This window comes from Nonomuraea sp. NPDC050733, assembly GCF_040654215.1.
Classification (GTDB): Bacteria; Actinomycetota; Actinomycetes; order Streptosporangiales; family Streptosporangiaceae; genus Nonomuraea.
On record NZ_JBFAHO010000009.1, the window covers coordinates 158,561 to 176,488 of the forward strand.

Consider the following 17,928-nt stretch of genomic DNA (forward strand, 5'->3'; position numbering starts at 1 on the left):
GTGACGGGTTGCGCAAAGCCGCTGCTCAGCGGGATCACATCACGTCCCGGGAACGGTCCGGACGCGAATGCCGCACTGCCGGGCGGCCCCGAGTGCGGCGTGACACGATGGCCGGAAGACGGCACAGAGGACGACCAAAAACGACAAACCAGGCCCAAAAGGCGAGGGGCCACAGGACGATCGGCCGGAAGACGGCACAGAAACGGCGCGGCGACAGCGGCGGCGATGGGAGTCTGCAATGAGTGACGCGATGCTCGCGATCGGCACCCGCAAAGGGCTGTTCCTCGCCCGCTCGACCGGCGGCGGCCCGTTCGAGGTCCAGCCGATCCGGTTCTCCACGGTCGGCGTCCCCTCGGTGGCGATCGACACGCGCGGCCCCTCGCCCCGGCTGCTCGCCGGTATCGAGTACGGCCATTTCGGTCCCTCGGTGATGTACTCCGACGATCTGGGCGAGTCCTGGCAGGAGGCGTCCCGGCCGCCGGTCGCGTTCCCGGACAAGGCCGGCGCGACGCTGGCCCGCGTGTGGCAGCTCCAGCCGTCGCCGTCGGAGCCGGACGTGGTGTGGGCCGGGGCGGAGCCGGCCGCGCTGTTCCGCTCGGAGGACCGCGGCGTCACCTACGAGCTGGTCGAGGGGCTGTGGGAGCATCCGCACCGGCCGCGCTGGCAGCCGGGCGGCGGCGGGCTGTGCCTGCACACGATCGTCCCGCATCCGGACGATCCGCGGGTGATGGGCGTGGCGGTGTCGGCGGCCGGGTTCTACCGCACCGCCGACGGCGGCCTGTCGTGGGAGGCGGCCAACCAGGGCATCCGGGTGCCGTTCCTGCCGGAGGGTCAGCAGTACCCGGAGTTCGGCCAGTGCGTGCACAAGGTGGCGCTGCACCCCTCACGGCCCGACCGGCTGTTCCTGCAGCACCACTTCGGCGTCTACCGCAGCGACGACTTCGGCGGCGCCTGGCACGGCGTGGGCGGGTCCCTGCCGTCGGACTTCGGCTTCCCCGTCGTGGTCGACCCGCACCGCCCCGACACGGTGTACGTGCTGCCGCTCCAGGCCGACGTCGACCGCACCCCGGTGGAGCACCGCCTGCGCGTCTACCGCTCCGACGACGCCGGCGACACCTGGCGGCCCCTCGACCACGGGCTGCCGGAGCCGCCGGTGCACGTGACCGTGCTGCGCGACGCGATGACCGCCTCGGAGGCGGGGCTGTTCTTCGGCACCCGCGACGGCGAGGTGCACGCCTCCACCGACGGCGGCGAAAGCTGGAGCCTGGTGGCCAGGCACCTGCCCGACGTCCTCACGGTGCGCGCGGCGGTGCTCTAGCACATGGGCACCCGACGGGCCAGACCCGTGACCATGGTCGTGTTCGTGCTGCCCAGCTCGCTGCGGCGCTGGGTGAGCGGCAGGAGCGAGGTGAAGGTGTTCGCCGTCGCGGCCGACTCCGACACCTCGCCCACGCTGGGATCGGCGCTGGACATGCTGCGCCGTACGCATCCGCTGCTGGAGGAGCGGCTGCGCGACGACTACGGGCGGATCCGCCGCCACATCAGCATGATCGTCTCCGGGGAGGACGCGCGGGGGCTCGGCAGCCTCGACTGCGCGCTGCCGCCGGGCGCCGAGGTGTACGTGCTGCCCACCCTGGCCTGACGCGGGCTCAGACCTTGCGCCAGCCCGGGACCCAGGCGCCGTCCTCCACGACGTAGTCGCCGAACAGGGCCGGGGCCTCCTTCAGCATGAGCTCCCCGATGCGCTGGAACAGCAGCCGGATCTCCTCCTCGGCCCCGACGGCCGTGCGCGCCTCGATGGTGTGCCGCAGCGTGCGGACGTTGGCCGTCCAGACCAGGCCGGTGGCCAGGCCCTCGGGGGCGAAGCGGCGCATGAACGAGGTGCGGTGCTTCTTCTCGGAGAACGGCTTGCCCTCCTCGTCCAGCTCGAAGTGGTCGGCCATCCACAGCTGGAAGCGCTCCAGCTCCTCCAGCACCGCCGTGGCCCGCTCCATCAGCTCGGAGTCCTCGCGGGCCCAGTCGGGGAACCAGAACGGCAGCTCGTCCAGGCGGACGAAGCGCAGCGACTCCTGGGAGATGGCCACGCCCGGCCGGTGGCGGACCAGCTCGTGCGTCAGGACACGGCTGACGTTGTGCAGCACGAAGCTGAAGCTGACGTGCTCGAGGACCGAGCCGTGGGCGCTGGCCAGGATGTTGCGCAGGTACTCGTCCTGGTTCTCGCGGATGCGGACCACGTTGGGGTTGAGACCGGGCTCGAACGAGCGGTAGCAGAGCCGCCCGGCGAACTCGGCGAGGTTCTGCGCGTCGAGGTCGCCCCGGTCGAGCCGCTCCAGCCACCGCTCGCCGCCGACCTCGCCCAGGTAGCGGGCCAGCTCGTCGTAGTCGAGCTGCGGACGGGCGACGATGAAGACCTCGGGTTCGACGGTGCGCATGGCGAGCCCCCGCTCGGTTAGGCGATGTGACGGCCCAAGCAAACCAGGTCGGGCGGCCGGGCGCGAACTCCGGGGTGCCCCGCCCGTCCCCCGCCGTGCGCGTCGTTCCCGCCGACGTCAGAGGCGGTAGACGCGGCGGGCGTTGCCCGAGCCGATCATGTACGCGACGCGGGCGGCGTCGGGGGCGCTCCACTCCCCCGCGTCGAGCCGCTCCTTCAGCGCCCGGCCCAGGGCGCGCCGGAACGACACGGCCCCGAGGTGGGCGGTCTCGGCCACGCCGGAGCAGCCGGAGCCGAAGAGCTGCTTGTGGAACGGCGCCAGCTCCAGCAGCTCGTCCACGATCCGCCACGACGCGGCGCCGGTGCGGGCCAGCGCCCGCCCGACGTCCACATGGACGTGCGGGTACGTGGCGGCCAGGTAGGCGGCCTGGCGGTGGAACGGGTAGCAGTGGAGCAGGACGACGGTCACGCCGGCGGGCTGGAGCGCCTGGAGGAAGCCGGTCAGCAGCGCGGGGTCGGTCCGGTGCGGCGGCGCGTGCCCGGAGTCGGGACCCGCGCCCGTGTGGAGCTGGAGGGGCAGCCCCCGCTCCCGGGCCACGTCGACGGACGTCCACAGCAGGTGGCGCAGCGCCACCGGGTCCGTCAGCGGCTCCTTGGGGTCGGCGAGCCGCCGGTTCGCGGCGGCGATCACCGACCCGCGGCTGGGGCGGGCCGGGTCGAAGTCGAGGCCGTGGCGGTGGGCGGTGACCGTGCTCAGGCCCACGGCCCTGGCGGCGCGGGCGGACAGCTCCTCGGCCAGGCCGTCCAGGTAGTCGGAGGCCGTGCCCGCCATCTCGGCCACGTCGTGCTCGACCTGCTCGACGCGGACGACCTCGTCGGCCGCGGCGGAGCCGTGCCGCCCCATCTCGGCGGCCGGCAGCAGGTCGCCGCTCTCCGTGCCGGTGTCCACGAGGAACGCCGCCACCCCGGCGGCCCCCAGCAGCCGCCGGTTGACCTCGCCGGCGCCCAGCTCGGCGCGCCGGGCCAGGTAGACGGCGGGCGGGGCGTGCGGCGCCAGGTCGAGGACGGGGGCGCACCAGCGGCGCACGGCGACGCCGACCGGGGTGTCGAAGTGCGTGGTGCCGGGCGGCGCGGGCACGCCGCCGCCGATCAGCAGCTCGTACTGGGCCCGGGACAGGTCGTCGCGGCGCACGGCGTCGCAGTGGTGGTCGACCAGCGGGGCGAGCAGCGCTTCACGCACCGTGTCGGGCAGGCCGAGGGGGAGCATGCGGAGACTCTAGGGCGTACGGCCGGGCCGCCGCTCCGCTTTCCCCACACCTCTCCCCCGCCGGCCGTTCCCCCGCCGGCCGCGCAGCGTTCCCCACGCGGGCCCGGACGTCGCAGACGCGCGGGCCCGCGTGGAGGGCGGCGGGGTCAGCGGCGGGAGAGGCGCAGGACGTTGGCTATGATCTTGGCGCCGGCGCCGCCCTCGGCCGTCAGGATCGACTCGGGGTGGAACTGCACCCCGAACCGCCGGTTGCCGACGTCCTCGATGGCCATGACGTTGCCGTCCGGCGTCACCGCGGTGGCCTCGAACCCGACCACGCCGGGCCGCTTGGCGTGCAGCGAGTGGTAGCGCGCGGCGGTGAACTCGGCGGGCAGCCCCTCCAGCAGCGCGCTGTCGCCGAGCCGCGTCACCTGCCCCCGCTTGCCGTGCTCGGGGTAGTCGAGCAGCTCCAGCGAGCCGCCCGCCTGCTCCACCATCGCCTGCAGGCCGAGGCACACGCCGAAGACCGGCAGCTCGCGGGCGTAGATCTCGCCGATCAGCTCGGCCATGCCGAAGTCGGACGGCCAGCCGGGGCCGGGCGAGAGCACCACCAGGTCGGGGGCGACCTCGTCGAAGGTCGCCGGCGGGAACCCGTGGCGCAGCGTCACCACGTCGGCCCCCTCCTGGCGGAAGTAGTCGGCCAGGGTGTTGACGAAGGAGTCCTCGTGGTCGACGAGCAGCACCTTCATGCCCTGGCCCGGCTGCTCGCGGACCGGCGCGGCGGCCACGGCGTGCGGCTGGTTGACGGCGGCCAGGGCGCCGAGCAGGGCGCTGGCCTTGAGCTCGGTCTCACGCTCCTCGGCCTCCGGGTCGGAGTCGAACAGCAGCGTCGCCCCGGCCCGCACGGTGGCGAGGCCGTCCTTGATCTGGGCGGTGCGCAGCGTCAGGCCGGTGTTCATGGAGCCGTCGAAGCCGATGAAACCGATCGCGCCGCCGTACCAGCGGCGGGTGGTCGCCTCGTGGTCCTCGATGAACTGCATGGCCCACGTCTTGGGCGCGCCGGTGACGGTGACGGCCCACATGTGGGTGAGGAAGGCGTCGAGGGCGTCGAACTCGGGGCGCAGGCGGCCCTCGATGTGGTCGACGGTGTGGATGAGCCGGGAGTACAGCTCGATCTGGCGGCGGCCGATGACCTGGACCGAGCCGGGGACGCAGATGCGCGACTTGTCGTTGCGGTCCACGTCGGTGCACATGGTCAGCTCCGACTCCTCCTTCACGCTGGTCAGGAGGGTGCGGATGGCCTCGGCGTCCTCGACGGGGTTGCTGCCGCGGGCGATGGTGCCGGAGATGGGGCAGGTCTCGACGCGATCGCCGGTGACCCGGACGTACATCTCGGGCGAGGCGCCGACGAGGTGCTCGCCCTCGCCGAGGCTGATGATGAACTCGTACGGCGCCGGGTTGCTGTGCCGCAGGCTGCGGTAGAAGGCGGCCGGCTCGGTGCACACGGCGTGGAACAACTGGCCGGGCACGACCTCGAACAGGTCGCCGCGCCTGAACTTCTCCTTGGCCGCGGCGACGACCTTGGCGTACTCGCCCTTCGGCGGGTCGGACGGGATCTCGGCGGGCGTGGCGATGGGCGTGGAGTCGCCGGTGCGCTCCAGTCCGCGGGTGCTCGCCCCGTCGACGGTGAACTCGTAGCGGTGCTCGACGCAGGTCTCGCGCTGCCGGTCGATCACGACGAGCCGGTCGGGCAGGTGCAGCACGAGGTCGCGCTGGTCGGCGGGGCGGGCGAGCTCCTGCCTGATCGGCTCGAACTGGAAGGCCAGGTCGTAGCCGAAGGAGCCGTACAGGCCGAGGTGCGGGTCGTCGCCGCGGAAGGCGGCGATGACCTCGCGGATCGCGCTGAACACGGTGGGCCGGCGACTGCGCATCTCCTCGGGCAGCAGGTCCTCCGACTCGGGGACGAACACCTCGACCCGGTCGGCGGTCGGCTCCTCGACCGGCTTGCCGGCGGCCAGCAGGCACGACGTCACGGCGGGCAGCACGACGCGGCCGCGGGCGTTGAGGGCCCGGGCGGAGATGGTGCGGCCCTTGGCGACGAGCTCGACGCAGGGGTCGACGTAGCCGAACGCCCACCTGCTGTAGCGGCCGGGATAGTCCATGCCGGAGGAGAAGGCGCCCCCGCGCCGTACGTCGAGGGCGCTCACGATCTCCTCGAGCGCGTCCTCGGACACCTCGCGCGTCTCGCGCTCGACGCCGATGCCGCCGGCCGTGACGTAACCGCTGGTATATCCGCTCGTCTCCACTGCTGCCCCTTGTCGAAGTCACTGTCGAGTGAACTGCCACAACGCCGAATCCCGGGGGCGGACATGAGAAAGGCCGCCTTCCGGGGCGGCCGTCCGTCGAAGATGTGCGAAACTCGCGCCGCCTAGAAGCGGCGCCACCACTGAAGCTCGACGCGGTTTCGCATGGCCCCAGGGTAGCCGCCGAGCCCAAGATCGTGCAACGCGGCGCGCGGCGGGGGCTCCGGCCTTCCGCGCCCCCTCGGCGGCGTGACAGACGGGCGCCCGCCGGAAGGCCGCGTGAAATAGCGGGGGGCGTAGGGGTCCGCGCGGCGGGGCGAACGGCTAGCTTGACAATCATGGAACGCCCCCCGTTAGCCTGGCGGTCGACAACGGTCGTCGTGGCGTGCCTGGTCGCGGTGCTGCTCCTGCTCGGCGACCGGTACGGCTACCACCGTGACGAGCTCTACTTCAGGGTGCTGTCCGAGTATCCCGCCTGGGGCTATGTCGACCAGCCCCCGCTCACCCCGCTGATCGCCCGCCTGTCGATCGCGCTGTTCGGCGACACGCTGTTCGCGCTGAAGATCTTCCCGGCCGTGGCGGCGGCGCTGCTGGTGGTGCTGGCCACACTGATCACGCGCGAGCTGGGCGGCGGGCGCGTCGCCCAGGCCGTGGCCGCGCTCGGCGTCGCGACCGGCGCGTACACGCTGGTGGCCGGGCACACGATGCTGACGCTCAGCTTCGACCTGCCGTTCTGGGCGGCGGCCGGGCTGTTCGCGATCAAGGCGCTGCGCCGGGAGGAGCCGCGCTGGTGGGTCGCGTTCGGCGTGGTGGCCGGGCTGGCGACGTACAACAAGCTGCTGATCGCGATGCTGGCGCTGGGCCTCGCGGCCGGGCTGCTGCTCGCGGGGCCCCGCCGGGTGCTGGCCAGCCCGTGGCTGTGGGCGGGCGCGGCGATCGCCCTCGTCCTGGCCGCCCCCAACCTGGTCTACCAGGCGACCCACGACTGGCCGCAGCTCAAGATGGCCGCGGCGCTCAGCGAGGGCGAGGGCGACGAGCAGCGGGTGATGTTCGTGCCGATGCAGTTCGGGCTGTTCGGGCCGGTCGTGGCGGTCATCGGCGGGTTCGGCTGGTGGCGGCTGTGGAAGGACCGGCGGGTGCGGGCGGTGGCGGTCGCGTTCCCGGCCGCGGCGGTGCTGACGGTGCTCAGCGGCGGCCGGTTCGACTACACGGCGGGGCTGGTCCTGCTGCTGTTCACGGCGGGCTGCGTGAGCGTGGAGGCGGCGGGCGCCGGGCGGGTGTGGCTGGCGGTGGCGTCACTGGTGGTCAACGGGCTGGTCTGCGCGGTGATCGCGCTGCCGCTGCTGCCCGCCGACCGGCTGGCCGCCACCCCGATCCCGGAGATCGACGAGGTGGTGCGCGAATCGGTCGGCTGGCCGCAGTTCGCCGCCGCCGTGCGCGGCATCCTGGACACGCTGCCGCCCGAGGAGCGGGCCCGCGCGATCGTGCTGACCGGCAGCTACGGCGAGCAGGGCGCGCTGGCGCGGGCCGGGATCCCGCGCGTCTACAGCGGGCAGAACCAGCTCCACCTGTACGGCCCGCCGCCCGAGACCGGCACCGTCGCGGTGGCGGTGAACATCGGCCGGCGCGGCATGTACCGGCAGTACACCACCTGCGAGCAGCGGGCCGTGGTGGACAACCGGGTCGGCGTGCAGAACGAGTTGCAGGGGATGCCGGTGTTCCTGTGCCGGGGACTGAAGGGCTCCTGGCGAGCCGCCTGGCCGCTCTACCAGCACTACAGCTAGCGGGTCCACGAACCCGTGGCGCGGGCCTTGATCTTCGGGCCGGGCAGGCTCATGATCCGGTCAACGGTCCCCCCATCGAAGGGCTTCGCCATGCGCCGCACCCTCCTGTCCCTCCCCGTGGCCGTCGTGCTGGCCCTGGCCGGCACGGCCGTCACCAGCGCGCCCGCCCAGGCCCGGCCCTGCGGGCTCGGCAACTACTGCGTCACGACCTACTACTCCGACTCCTCCTGGACCACCGTGGTCGGGCAGAAGGTGGAGGAATGCGAAGGCGGCGGCGGCTCCTGGGGCGTCCGCACCATCTACAAGGACTTCTCGGAGGTCCCCTGCTGATCACGGATGCGCGGAGCGGCACGGGCTTCCACCTGCCGGGCGGCATCTGTTACTGGTAGGTGATGCGACGCGTGCGGCTCCGGCGTGACCTTCCCGTCCCCATGCCGGACGGTGTGACCCTGCTGGCCGACCACTACGCGCCCGCCGGTGGCGGCCGGGCGCCGGTGGTGCTCATCCGCTCCCCGTACGGCCGGCGGGGCCTGTTCGGCTGGATGTACGGGCGGGGCTTCGCCCGCAACGGCTTCCACGTGGTGATCCAGAGCTGCCGGGGCGGCTTCGGCTCCGGCGGCCTGCTCGACCCGATGGCCGACGAGCACGACGACGGCCTGGCGACGCTGGCGTGGATGCGGGCCCAGCCCTGGTACGACGGGTCGTTCGCGATGTTCGGCCCGTCGTACCAGGACTACCGAATTCGTCCGCAGTGCCTCGGCATTCACGCCGAGGATGAAGCGGACTCGCCCGCATAGCCGGGGCGGGAAAAGCTGTTTCGCCGGCGGGCGCGCCGGCGTCCGCCCGCCTCAGGCTGGCAGGTTCTGTTGTTCGATGTACTGGCGCAGGATAGTGATCAGCGCACCACCCACGCTCCCAGCGAAGTAGGAGCCCGACCACAGCTTGGTGGCGCGGTAGTGGTCGGCCAGTTCGGGAAACTCTTGCCGCATCCGTCGCGAGGACATCCCTTTGAGGCTGTTGACCAGCTTGGACAGTGCCACTTTGAGTGGGAAGTTCACCAGCATGGGACATGGTTGGCCTCCCCGTTGAACTCGCGTAGTTCGACCTCGAAGTCACCGCACACCGAGGACATGATCTCCCGCAGGCGGGTCAGGTGCGTGCCGGTGAACACCGGATGCGGTATTTCGTCACAAAGACCAAATGGGCATGGAGCGCGAAAACACAGTAACGCCCTACTCTGATATCGCTGCACTCGGCCATAAACCAACTGTAGGATGCAAGGGTGCAAGTGCGGTACTCCTACCGGATCGACCCGACCCCCGGCCAGCGCATCGCACTGGCCAAGGCGTTCGGGTGCGCCCGTGTGGTGTTCAACGACGTCGTCCGCACCCGCCGCGACGCGCACGAGAGCGGCCGGCCGTTCATCAGCGACGCCGCACTGTCCCGCCTTCTGATCACCGAAGCGAAGCAGACGCCGCAGCGGGCGTGGCTGAGCGAGGTGTCGGCGGTCGTCCTGCAACAGGCGCTGGCCGACGCGTGCGCCGCCTTCCGCAATTTCTTCGCCCGGCTGAGCGGCAAGCGCAAAGGGCCGAGGATGGGCGCGCCACGGTTTCGGTCCCGCAAGGACAACCGGCAGGTGATCCGATTCACCAAGAACGCCCGGTTCGCCGTCACCACGGCGGGCAAACTCCGCCTGCCGAAGATCGGGGATGTCGCGGTGCGATGGTCACGCGACCTGCCGGGTGCGCCCTCCAGCGTGAGCGTCATCAAAGACGCGGCAGGCCGGCACTTCGCCTCGTTCGTGGTCGAGGTGAGCCGGCGCCGGCTGCCGGTCAACGAGGCCGAGGCCGGCATCGACCTCGGGCTGGGGCATTTCGCGGTGCTGTCGGACGGCCAGAAGATCGACTCACCTCGGTTCCTGCACCGGGCGGAGAAGAAACTCAAGCGTTTGCAGGCAGCCCTGTCCCGAAAGGAGAAAGGCTCGGCCAACCGGGCCAAAGCTCGGCGGAAGGTCGCCCGCCAGCATGCGAAGGTCGCCGATGCGCGCCGTGAGTTCCATCACCAGCTCTCCACCCGGTTGATCCGCGACAACCAAGCGATCTATCTGGAGGACCTGGCTGTCAAGGGACTGGCGCGCACGAAGCTGGCCAAGAGCGTACATGACGCGGGCTGGTCGTCCTTCGTCGCCATGCTGGAATACAAGGCCACGCTGTACGGCAGGACGGTCATCAAGATCAACCGGTTCTTTCCTTCGTCCAAACTGTGCTCGGCCTGCGGCATCCTCACCGACCGGATGCCGCTTGCCGTACGGGAATGGACGTGCACGTGTGGCGCGGTCCACGACCGGGACATCAACGCCGCCGTCAACATTCTCGCCGCCGGACGGGCGGAGAGACAAAACGCCTGCAGAGACCAGATAAGACCACCCCATGCGGTGGCACAGGCCGATGAAGCAGGAAGCCACGGAAGCGCCGCCGCATGAACACGGCGACACAGGCCAGAATCCCCGGCCCTCAGACCGGGGAGCGCGTCAAGACCCCGCGCACCCCACCCGTGATCGGCGGGCCGGTGCTGCTGTCGGACTCCCGGCCGCGCGACCAGCGACGCCTGGAGGCGCGGCGCGACGTGCTCGTCTACAGCTCGCCGGCGCTGCCGCGGGACGTCGAGATGATCGGGCCCGTCACGGCCGAGCTGTTCGTGCGCTCCAGCACGCCGTACGTGGACGTGGTGGTGCGGGTGTGCGACGTGCGCCCGGACGGCAGGTCGCTCAACCTGTGCGAGGGCGTGCGCCGCCTGCGCCCGGACTCCCCCGAAGACCCGGGAGCCCCCGGCGAGTTCCTGGACGGGGACGTGCGGCGGGTGGTGGTGGAGCTGTGGCCGCTCGGGCACCGCTTCCGGGCCGGGCACCGGATCCGCGTGCACGTGGCCGCCGGCGCGTACCCGACGATCGCCCGCAACACCGGCACCGGGCGGGCGATCGGGCTCGGCGGCCCGATGGTCCCGGCCGACGTCGAGGTCTTCCACGCCCCGGAGCTGCCCTCGGCGCTGGTCCTCCCGCGGGTGACGCCCACGTGAGGCCGCCGGCCGGCCGTGAGGCGGGGCCGTGCGCGCCGCGCGGCTGATGTCCCTGGTGCTCCTGCTCCAGGCGCGCGGCAGGATGACGGCGGCGGAGCTGGCGCGCGAGCTGGAGGTGTCGGAGCGGACCGTCCACCGCGACGTGCTCGCCCTGTCGGGCTCGGGCGTGCCGGTGTACGCCGACCGGGGGCGCGGCGGCGGCTACCGGCTGCTCGACGGCTACCAGACCCGGCTGACCGGCCTGGACCGGGCCGAGGCGGAGGCGCTGTTCCTGTCGGGGGTGCCGGCCGCGCTGCGGGAGATGGGCCTGCAGGGCGTGGCGGCGACGGCCCGGCTGAAGGCCGCGGCGGCCCTGTCGCCCGGCCTGCGCGACGCGCCCGCGACCGCGGCGCAGCGCTTCCACCTGGACGCGCCCGGCTGGTTCGCCCCGGGCGATCCGCCGCCCGCCGCCCTGGCGCCGCTGGCCCGGGCCGTGTGGAGCGACCGGCCGGTCACCGCCGCCTACCGGGACCGCCGCCGGACCCTGGAGCCGTACGGGCTCGTGCTGAAGGCGGGGGTGTGGTATCTCGCCGGCCGGGTCCGGTCCCGGTTCCTGGTCTTCCGGGTGGACCGGTTCGGCGAGGTCGAGCCGCACGAGGGCGTGTTCGAGCGGGACCCGGGCTTCGACCTGGCGGCGTTCTGGGCGGAGCACGCGGCCGCCTTCGCCCGCTCGCTGCTGCGGGAGACGGTGACGCTGCGGCTGACCGAGGCGGGGGTGCGGATGCTGCGGCACGTCGCCGACCCGGCCGCGCTGGACGACGCGCTGGCCTCGCTCCAGCCGGACGGCACCATGCGGCTGGGCGTCGAGTCCGTCGCCGTGGCCTACAGTCAGGTGCTGCGCCTCGGCCCGGAGGCGGAGGTGCTCGGGCCGCCGGAGCTGCGTGCCCTGCTGGCCGGGGCGGCCGCCCGCATGGCACGGCTGTACGAGCCGCGGGAGGAGGCCCCGGGAGATCGACCGTTCGGCGCGGCGCTACGACCACTCGGCGATCCGTGACCTGACCGGAACCCCGGCCTGTCTAAGGTGCGGGGTCGAGAGCTGCTTCTCCTCACGCCCAAGGAGACCGCCTTGCCCGGTGACAAGAGTGACCGCAGCCCCTGGTACTGGCTGCTGCTCGTGCCTGTCGTCATCCCCCTGCTGACGTTCCTCTACAACGCCGACGAGCCGCGGCTGTTCGGCTTCCCGCTCTTCTACTGGCTGCAGATCGCCTTCATCGTCCTCGGCGTGGTGACGACCACGATCGTCTACCGGATGACGAGGGGGCGGCCGTGAGCGCGCACACGACCGAGATCGTCGTCTTCTCGGTGCTGTTCCTGCTGGTGAGCGGGATGGGCTTCGTCGCCGCCCGGTGGCGCCGCCCCACCGACCTGGCCAGTCTGCACGAGTGGGGGCTGGGCGGGCGCAACTTCGGCTCGTGGATCACCTGGTTCCTCATCGGCGGCGACCTCTACACCGCCTACACGTTCGTGGCGGTGCCGGCCCTGCTGTTCGGCGCGGGCGCGGCCGGGTTCTTCGCCGTGCCGTACACGGTGATCACCTATCCGATCGTGTTCCTCATCATGATCCGGCTGTGGTCGGTGTCGCACGTGCACCGGCTGGTCACGCCGGCCGACTTCGTGCGGCTGCGGTTCGGCTCGCCCACGCTGGCGCTGCTGGTGGCCGTCACCGGCATCGTGGCGACCATGCCGTACATCGCGCTCCAGCTCATCGGCATCGAGGCCGTGCTGAAGACGATGGGCGTGGCGGGCAGCGGGTTCCTGAGCGACCTGCCGCTGATCGTGGCGTTCGTGATCCTGGCCGCCTACACCTACCAGTCGGGGCTGCGCGCGCCGGCGCTGATCGCGTTCGTCAAGGACATCCTCATCTACCTGGTCATCCTCGTGGCGATCATCTACATCCCGGCCCGGCTGGGCGGCTGGGGGGCGATCTTCGACGGGGCGAGGGCCAAGTTCGAGGCCACGCCGGCGCCCGGCGACGGACACCTGCTCAACCCCAACAACCAGCTCCAGTACGTGACGCTCGCGCTGGGCTCGGCGCTGGCGCTGTTCCTCTACCCGCACAGCGTCACCGGGGTGCTGGCCTCGCGCAACCGGGACGTGATCAAGCGGAACATGTCGGCGCTGCCCGCGTACAGCCTGCTGCTGGCGCTCATCGCGCTGCTCGGCTACATGGCGATCAGCGCGGGCGTCAAGCCGATCGGCACCGACGTCAACACGGTGGTGCCGCAGCTGTTCGACAAGATGTTCCCCGACTGGTTCGCGGGGGTCGCGTTCGCGGCGGTCGGCATCGGCGCGCTGGTGCCCGCGGCCATCATGTCGATCGCGGCGGCCAACCTGTTCACCCGCAACATCTACCGCGAGTACGTCAACCGCGACCCGACCGACGCCCAGGAGGCGAGCGTCAGCAAGGTCACCTCGCTGGTGGTGAAGGTCGGCGCGGTGCTGTTCATCCTGCTCATCGACCCGCAGTTCTCGATCGACCTGCAGCTCATCGGCGGCGTGATGATCCTGCAGACGCTGCCGTCGGTGGCGCTCGGGCTGTTCACGCGGTGGTTCCACCGGGCCGGGCTGATCGCCGGCTGGGTCGCCGGGATGGGCGGCGGGCTGCTGATGCTCTACAGCATCGCCAACCCGGCCACCAAGCACGCGCACTTCGGCGGCTCGGCGTTCCCGCTGGCCAACCTCGGCCTCGACACGAAGATCACCGTCTACGCGGGCTTCCTGGCGCTGCTGGTCAACCTGGTCGTGGCCGTCCTGGGCACGGTGATCGCGCGCGCGGCCAAGGCCGCGGACGGGCCCGACGGGACCCGGCCCGCCGACTACACGGCCGACGAGGGCGACCCCGCGGTCAAGGAGGTGGACCTCGCCGGCTCAACGTGAACCGCCCCGCGTCTCACATTCCGGGACGTTTGGCCACTATTTAGGCCAAACCGTAATCCCACCGACATTGGGTTTAATACCTCCGTAAAGCTACTCTCCTTCCGTTGACCACACTGTCAGGAGCCGGTCAGAGGACCGGCTCCTGCATCCGTTCCCACGGATACGGCTTAACGGAGGGGTCGAGTGACAACCCGGGAACCCGGGCAGCCCAGCAGCGACCGCAGCCCCTGGAACTGGCTGCTCGTCCTGCCCATCGCGCTGCCCCTGATGACGTTCCTGTTCAACGCCGACGAGCCGCGCCTCATGGGCTTCCCGCTCTTCTACTGGCTGCAGATCGCCTTCATCCTCGTCGGCGTCGCCTGCACCACGATCGTCTACCGGATGACGCGATGAGCGGGCACACGACCGAGCTGGTCGTCTTCGCGGTGCTCTTCCTCGTCGTGAGCGGCATGGGCTTCGTGGCCGCCCGCTGGCGGCGGCCCCAGAACATCGAGAGCCTGCACGAGTGGGGCCTGGGCGGGCGCAACTTCGGCTCCTGGATCACCTGGTTCCTCGTCGGCGGCGACCTCTACACTGCCTACACGTTCGTGGCCGTGCCGGCGCTGGTGTTCGGGGCCGGCGCGATCGGCTTCTACGCGCTGCCGTACACGGTGGTCGTCTACCCGCTGGTGTTCCTGGTGCTGGCCCGGATGTGGTCGGTCTCGCACGTCCACGGGTTCGTCACGCCGGCCGACTTCGTCCGGGCCCGCTTCGGCTCGCCCACGCTCGCGCTGGTCATCGCCCTGACCGGGCTGGTGGCGACCATGCCGTACATCGCCCTGCAGCTCGTCGGCATCGAGGCCGTGCTCAAGTCCATGGGCATCACCGGCCACCTGCCCATCATCATCGCGTTCGCCATCCTGGCCGCGTACACCTACCAGTCGGGCCTGCGCGCGCCGGCGCTGATCGCGTTCGTCAAGGACACGCTCATCTACATCGTGATCCTCGCCGCGGTCATCTACATCCCGGCCAAGCTCGGCGGCTGGGGATCGGTCTTCGACGCGGCCAAGGCCAAGTTCGACGCCACCCCGGTCAAGACCGACGGCATCACGCTCAACGCGGCCAACCAGCTCCAGTACATCACCCTCGCCTTCGGCTCGGCGCTGGCGCTGTTCCTCTACCCGCACAGCCTCACCGGCGTGCTGGCCTCGAAGAACCGGGGCGTGATCAAGCGGAACATGGCGGCCCTGCCCGCCTACAGCTTCCTGCTCGGCCTCATCGCGCTGCTCGGCTTCATGGCCATCGCCGCGGGCACCAAGCCCGTCATGGGCGCCACCGGCAAGCCCGACACCAACACGATCATCCCGCGGCTGTTCGACCAGATGTTCCCCGACTGGTTCACCGGCATCGCGTACGCGGCCGTGGGCATCGGCGCGCTGGTGCCGGCGGCGATCATGTCGATCGCGGCGGCCAACCTGTTCACCCGCAACATCTACCGCGAGTACATCAACAAGCAGGCCACCGACGCCCAGGAGGCCAAGGTGTCCAAGCTGGTGTCGCTGGTCGTCAAGGTCGGCGCGGTGCTCTGCATCCTGCTGCTCGACCCGCAGTTCTCCATCGACCTGCAGCTCATCGGCGGCGTGATCATCCTGCAGACGCTGCCCTCGGTGGGGCTCGGCCTCTACACCCGCTGGTTCCACCGGGGCGGCCTCATCGTCGGCTGGGCGGCCGGCCTGGCGGCGGGCATGTGGATGCTGTACCTCATCCCGAACCCGGCCAACGGCAAGGCCCACTTCGGCGGGTCCGCGTTCGCGCTGAAGAACCTCGGCCTCGACACCCCGATGACCGTGTACGCGGGCTTCCTCGCCCTCGCGGTCAACCTCGTGGTGTCGGTGCTGGCCACGCTGGCCTTCCGGGCCGCCAAGGTGGCCGACGGCGAGGACGCCACCTCGCGCGGCGACTACTTCGCCGACGAGGGCGACCCGCGGGTCAAGGAGCTCGACCTCTCCGCCTCGCACTGATCCGTTCTCCGACCCGGCCGGGCCCGTCTCCCTCGTGGAGGCGGGCCCCCGCCGTCTCCGGGCCCGGCGAAAACCCGTTGCGCACGGGCGAGCACGGACCGCAGGCTGGAGTGGTGGCCATCCTGGAGGCGACCCGCCTGGCGAAGAGATTCGGACCGGTCACGGCCGTCCACGACGTGAGCATCACCGTGGCCGAGGGCGAGGTGGCCGCGCTGCTGGGCCCCAACGGCGCCGGCAAGTCGACGACCCTGCACATGCTGCTCGGGCTCATCACGCCCGACGCGGGGACGATCACGATGTTCGGCATGGAGCTGGCCCGGCACCGGATCGAGGCGCTGAGCCGGGTCAACTTCGCCGCCAGCTACGTGGACCTGCCCGGCCCGCTGCTGGTGCAGGAGGTGCTCGACGTCTTCGCCCGCTTCTACGCCGTACGACGGCCGAAGGAACGGGTCGCCGAGATGATCGAGCTGCTGGAGCTCGGCCCCTTGAGACGGCGGCGGGTGATGGACCTGTCGTCGGGGCAGCGCACCCGCGTCCAGCTCGCCAAGGCGCTGATCAACGCGCCCCGGCTGCTCGTGCTCGACGAGCCGACGGCCAACCTCGACCCCGACGCCGGCGACCGGATCCGCGGCCTGCTGTCCGGCGTGGCCCGCGAGAGCGGCGCCGCGATGCTCATCACCTCGCACAACATGCGCGAGGTCGAGCGGATGTGCGACCGGATCCACTTCCTGGCCGAGGGCCGCGTCGTGGCCACCGGCAGCGCCGCCGAGCTGGCCGGCCACTACGGGGCCGAGGACCTGGAAGAAGTCTTCCTGAAGGTGGCCCGCGGATGACGACACCCCCACCCGCCCTGCTCCCGGGTCTGCCGCCGCTGGGTCTCGCCGCCCGGCGCAGCCGGGTCCTCGCTGTGGTGCGCCGCGACTTCGCCGCGCTGCGCCGCAGCCCGGTCCGCGTCTTCGAGATCCTCTTCTGGCCGACGGTCGAGCTGCTGCTGTGGGGGTTCGTCACCCTGTTCCTGAGCACCCAGCGGGTGCCGTTCGTGGTGGCGTTCCTGCTCGGCGCGGTGCTGCTCTGGCAGGTGCTGCAGAAGGCCAGCAACGAGATCTCCATCGCCTTCCTGGAGGACATCTGGTCGCGCAACCTGCTCAACGTGCAGGTCAGCCCGCTGTCCAGCGCCGAGTACCTGGCCGGGCTGGTGCTGTTCTCGCTCGGCAAGGTGGCGTTCGCGGTCACCGTGATGGCCGGGCTGGCCTACGCCCTCTACGGGTTCGGGGTGACGGCCATCGGCGTGGGGCTCGTGCCGTTCATGGGGGTGCTGCTCGTGCTCGGCTGGTCGCTGGGGCTGGTCGGCATCGCCGCCGTGCTGCGCTTCGGCGAGAACGCGCAGGTGATCGCCTGGTCGCTGGTGTTCGTGGTGCAGCCGCTGGCCGGGATCTTCTACCCGGTGTCGGTGCTGCCCGCGCCGCTCCAGACCGTGTCGTGGTTCCTGCCCGCCTCGCACGTCTTCGAGGGCATGCGCACGGTGATGGCCGGCGGTGCCGTGCCCTGGGACCGGCTGGCCTGGGCGGGCGCGCTCGACGTCGTCTACCTGGCGCTCACCCTCGGGTTGTACGCGTGGGCGCTGGGCTATGCCCGCCGGCACGGGAAGCTGTCGCGCTTCGGCGACTGAAGCGACTGAAGCGACTGAAGCGACTGAAACCAGGGAGGCGGCTGAGGCGGCTGAAGGGCCGGACCGGCAGGGCCGCCGAGGCGGTCAGCACGAGGCCGAGCAGCGCGTACAGGCCCGTCGCGCCCGCCAGCGCCCCGGGCGGCTCGCCGGTGGGCGTCAGGAGGCGGGGCAGCCGCCCGGCCAGCTCCACCGCGAGGTCCAGCCGCAGCGCGAAGAGCGCGCCCACGGCGGCGAGCGGCGCGCCGCAGGTCAGCGCGGCGGTCCGCGACAGCCCGCGCAGCAGCGCGGCGAGCACCGCCGCGCCCGCGAGCAGCCCCAGCCCGGCGGGGCCGGGTGCGAACGAGGTGTAGGCGGTCCGCAGCGCGCGGGCGCCCGCCTCGGCCAGGTAGTACACGACCGGCAGGGCGGCCAGCCCCGCCACCGCCCCGATCACTCGACGTAGCAGCACGGACACCATGGTCGCGGTCCCGGAGCATGCTGGGGGTCGTTTCCGGCAAGCCCCCG

The 17,928-nt window shown here is 71.7% G+C and carries 18 protein-coding genes and 1 pseudogene; 14 read left to right on the plus strand and 5 right to left on the minus strand.

Translation table 11 applies throughout. The features are described 5' to 3' along the window. Positions 1–238: 238 nt before the first annotated feature. Positions 239–1,318 (plus strand): exo-alpha-sialidase, encoded by a 1,080-nt coding sequence (locus AB0H64_RS18255; RefSeq protein ID WP_357625506.1) that lies wholly within the window; start codon positions 239–241, stop codon positions 1,316–1,318. A 3-nt stretch (positions 1,319–1,321) separates the two neighbouring features. After that, on the plus strand, positions 1,322–1,642 hold the full coding sequence (locus AB0H64_RS18260) for a hypothetical protein (RefSeq protein ID WP_310709927.1): 321 nt from the start codon (positions 1,322–1,324) through the stop codon (positions 1,640–1,642). A 7-nt stretch (positions 1,643–1,649) separates the two neighbouring features. Here the strand turns inward: AB0H64_RS18260 and thyX are convergent, their stop codons facing one another. The 3 genes from thyX to AB0H64_RS18275 form a co-directional block, all read right to left on the minus strand. Next, positions 1,650–2,432 carry an FAD-dependent thymidylate synthase gene (gene thyX / locus AB0H64_RS18265; RefSeq protein WP_355444591.1) on the minus strand — a complete coding sequence of 261 codons (783 nt, stop codon included), beginning with the start codon at positions 2,430–2,432 and terminating at the stop codon, positions 1,650–1,652. Positions 2,433–2,549: 117 nt separating this feature from the next. Next, positions 2,550–3,698: an amidohydrolase family protein gene (locus tag AB0H64_RS18270; RefSeq protein ID WP_357625510.1), complete on the minus strand. Its 1,149-nt coding sequence runs from the start codon at positions 3,696–3,698 to the stop codon at positions 2,550–2,552. Positions 3,699–3,844: 146 nt separating this feature from the next. Beyond that, a complete protein-coding gene (locus AB0H64_RS18275) occupies positions 3,845–5,983 on the minus strand; it encodes an anthranilate synthase component I (RefSeq protein WP_357625513.1) in 2,139 nt (712 codons plus the stop codon). 335 nt (positions 5,984–6,318) lie between these two features. Between AB0H64_RS18275 and AB0H64_RS18280 the strand changes: the two genes are divergently transcribed. The 3 genes from AB0H64_RS18280 to AB0H64_RS18290 all read left to right on the plus strand — a co-directional run bounded on the left by AB0H64_RS18280 (position 6,319) and on the right by AB0H64_RS18290 (position 8,561). Further along, entirely contained in the window at positions 6,319–7,764 is a 1,446-nt protein-coding gene (locus AB0H64_RS18280; RefSeq protein WP_357625516.1) for a glycosyltransferase family 39 protein, read from the plus strand. A gap of 90 nt (positions 7,765–7,854) precedes the next feature. Beyond that, a complete protein-coding gene (locus AB0H64_RS18285; protein WP_357625519.1) occupies positions 7,855–8,094 on the plus strand; it encodes a DUF6289 family protein in 240 nt (79 codons plus the stop codon). 71 nt (positions 8,095–8,165) lie between these two features. After that, on the plus strand, positions 8,166–8,561 hold the full coding sequence (locus AB0H64_RS18290) for a CocE/NonD family hydrolase (protein ID WP_357625522.1): 396 nt from the start codon (positions 8,166–8,168) through the stop codon (positions 8,559–8,561). A 51-nt stretch (positions 8,562–8,612) separates the two neighbouring features. Here AB0H64_RS18290 and tnpA read toward each other — a convergent pair. Next, a pseudogene (gene tnpA, locus AB0H64_RS18295) lies at positions 8,613–9,024 on the minus strand (IS200/IS605 family transposase). Positions 9,025–9,046: 22 nt separating this feature from the next. On the opposite strand from tnpA, the gene AB0H64_RS18300 reads away from it, so the two are divergent. From AB0H64_RS18300 to AB0H64_RS18340, 9 genes are all read left to right on the plus strand, one after another. After that, positions 9,047–10,246: a transposase gene (locus AB0H64_RS18300; RefSeq protein ID WP_357625525.1), complete on the plus strand. Its 1,200-nt coding sequence runs from the start codon at positions 9,047–9,049 to the stop codon at positions 10,244–10,246. Continuing rightward, on the plus strand, positions 10,243–10,839 hold the full coding sequence (locus tag AB0H64_RS18305; RefSeq protein ID WP_357625528.1) for a CocE/NonD family hydrolase: 597 nt from the start codon (positions 10,243–10,245) through the stop codon (positions 10,837–10,839). The genes AB0H64_RS18300 and AB0H64_RS18305 overlap by 4 nt, the downstream gene beginning before the upstream one ends. Before the next feature lie 28 nt (positions 10,840–10,867). Next, complete coding sequence (locus AB0H64_RS18310; RefSeq protein WP_357625530.1) at positions 10,868–11,872, plus strand: WYL domain-containing protein; 1,005 nt, start codon at positions 10,868–10,870, stop codon at positions 11,870–11,872. Between the two features lie 72 nt (positions 11,873–11,944). Next, entirely contained in the window at positions 11,945–12,148 is a 204-nt protein-coding gene (locus AB0H64_RS18315; RefSeq protein WP_357625533.1) for a DUF3311 domain-containing protein, read from the plus strand. Then, a complete protein-coding gene (gene mctP, locus AB0H64_RS18320; RefSeq protein ID WP_357625536.1) occupies positions 12,145–13,755 on the plus strand; it encodes a monocarboxylate uptake permease MctP in 1,611 nt (536 codons plus the stop codon). Before AB0H64_RS18315 ends, mctP (AB0H64_RS18320) begins: the two co-directional genes overlap by 4 nt. A 183-nt stretch (positions 13,756–13,938) precedes the next feature. Next, entirely contained in the window at positions 13,939–14,148 is a 210-nt protein-coding gene (locus AB0H64_RS18325; protein WP_357625539.1) for a DUF3311 domain-containing protein, read from the plus strand. Further along, entirely contained in the window at positions 14,145–15,755 is a 1,611-nt protein-coding gene (mctP, locus tag AB0H64_RS18330; protein ID WP_357625542.1) for a monocarboxylate uptake permease MctP, read from the plus strand. Before AB0H64_RS18325 ends, mctP (AB0H64_RS18330) begins: the two co-directional genes overlap by 4 nt. A gap of 113 nt (positions 15,756–15,868) precedes the next feature. Beyond that, positions 15,869–16,588 carry an ABC transporter ATP-binding protein gene (locus tag AB0H64_RS18335; protein WP_357625544.1) on the plus strand — a complete coding sequence of 240 codons (720 nt, stop codon included), beginning with the start codon at positions 15,869–15,871 and terminating at the stop codon, positions 16,586–16,588. Continuing rightward, positions 16,585–17,424 (plus strand): ABC transporter permease, encoded by an 840-nt coding sequence (locus AB0H64_RS18340; protein WP_357625547.1) that lies wholly within the window; start codon positions 16,585–16,587, stop codon positions 17,422–17,424. The genes AB0H64_RS18335 and AB0H64_RS18340 overlap by 4 nt, the downstream gene beginning before the upstream one ends. Here AB0H64_RS18340 and AB0H64_RS18345 read toward each other — a convergent pair. Further along, positions 17,351–17,872, minus strand: a complete 522-nt coding sequence (locus AB0H64_RS18345) for a hypothetical protein (protein ID WP_357625550.1) — start codon at positions 17,870–17,872, stop codon at positions 17,351–17,353. The genes AB0H64_RS18340 and AB0H64_RS18345 overlap by 74 nt on opposite strands. Positions 17,873–17,928 lie beyond the last annotated feature (56 nt).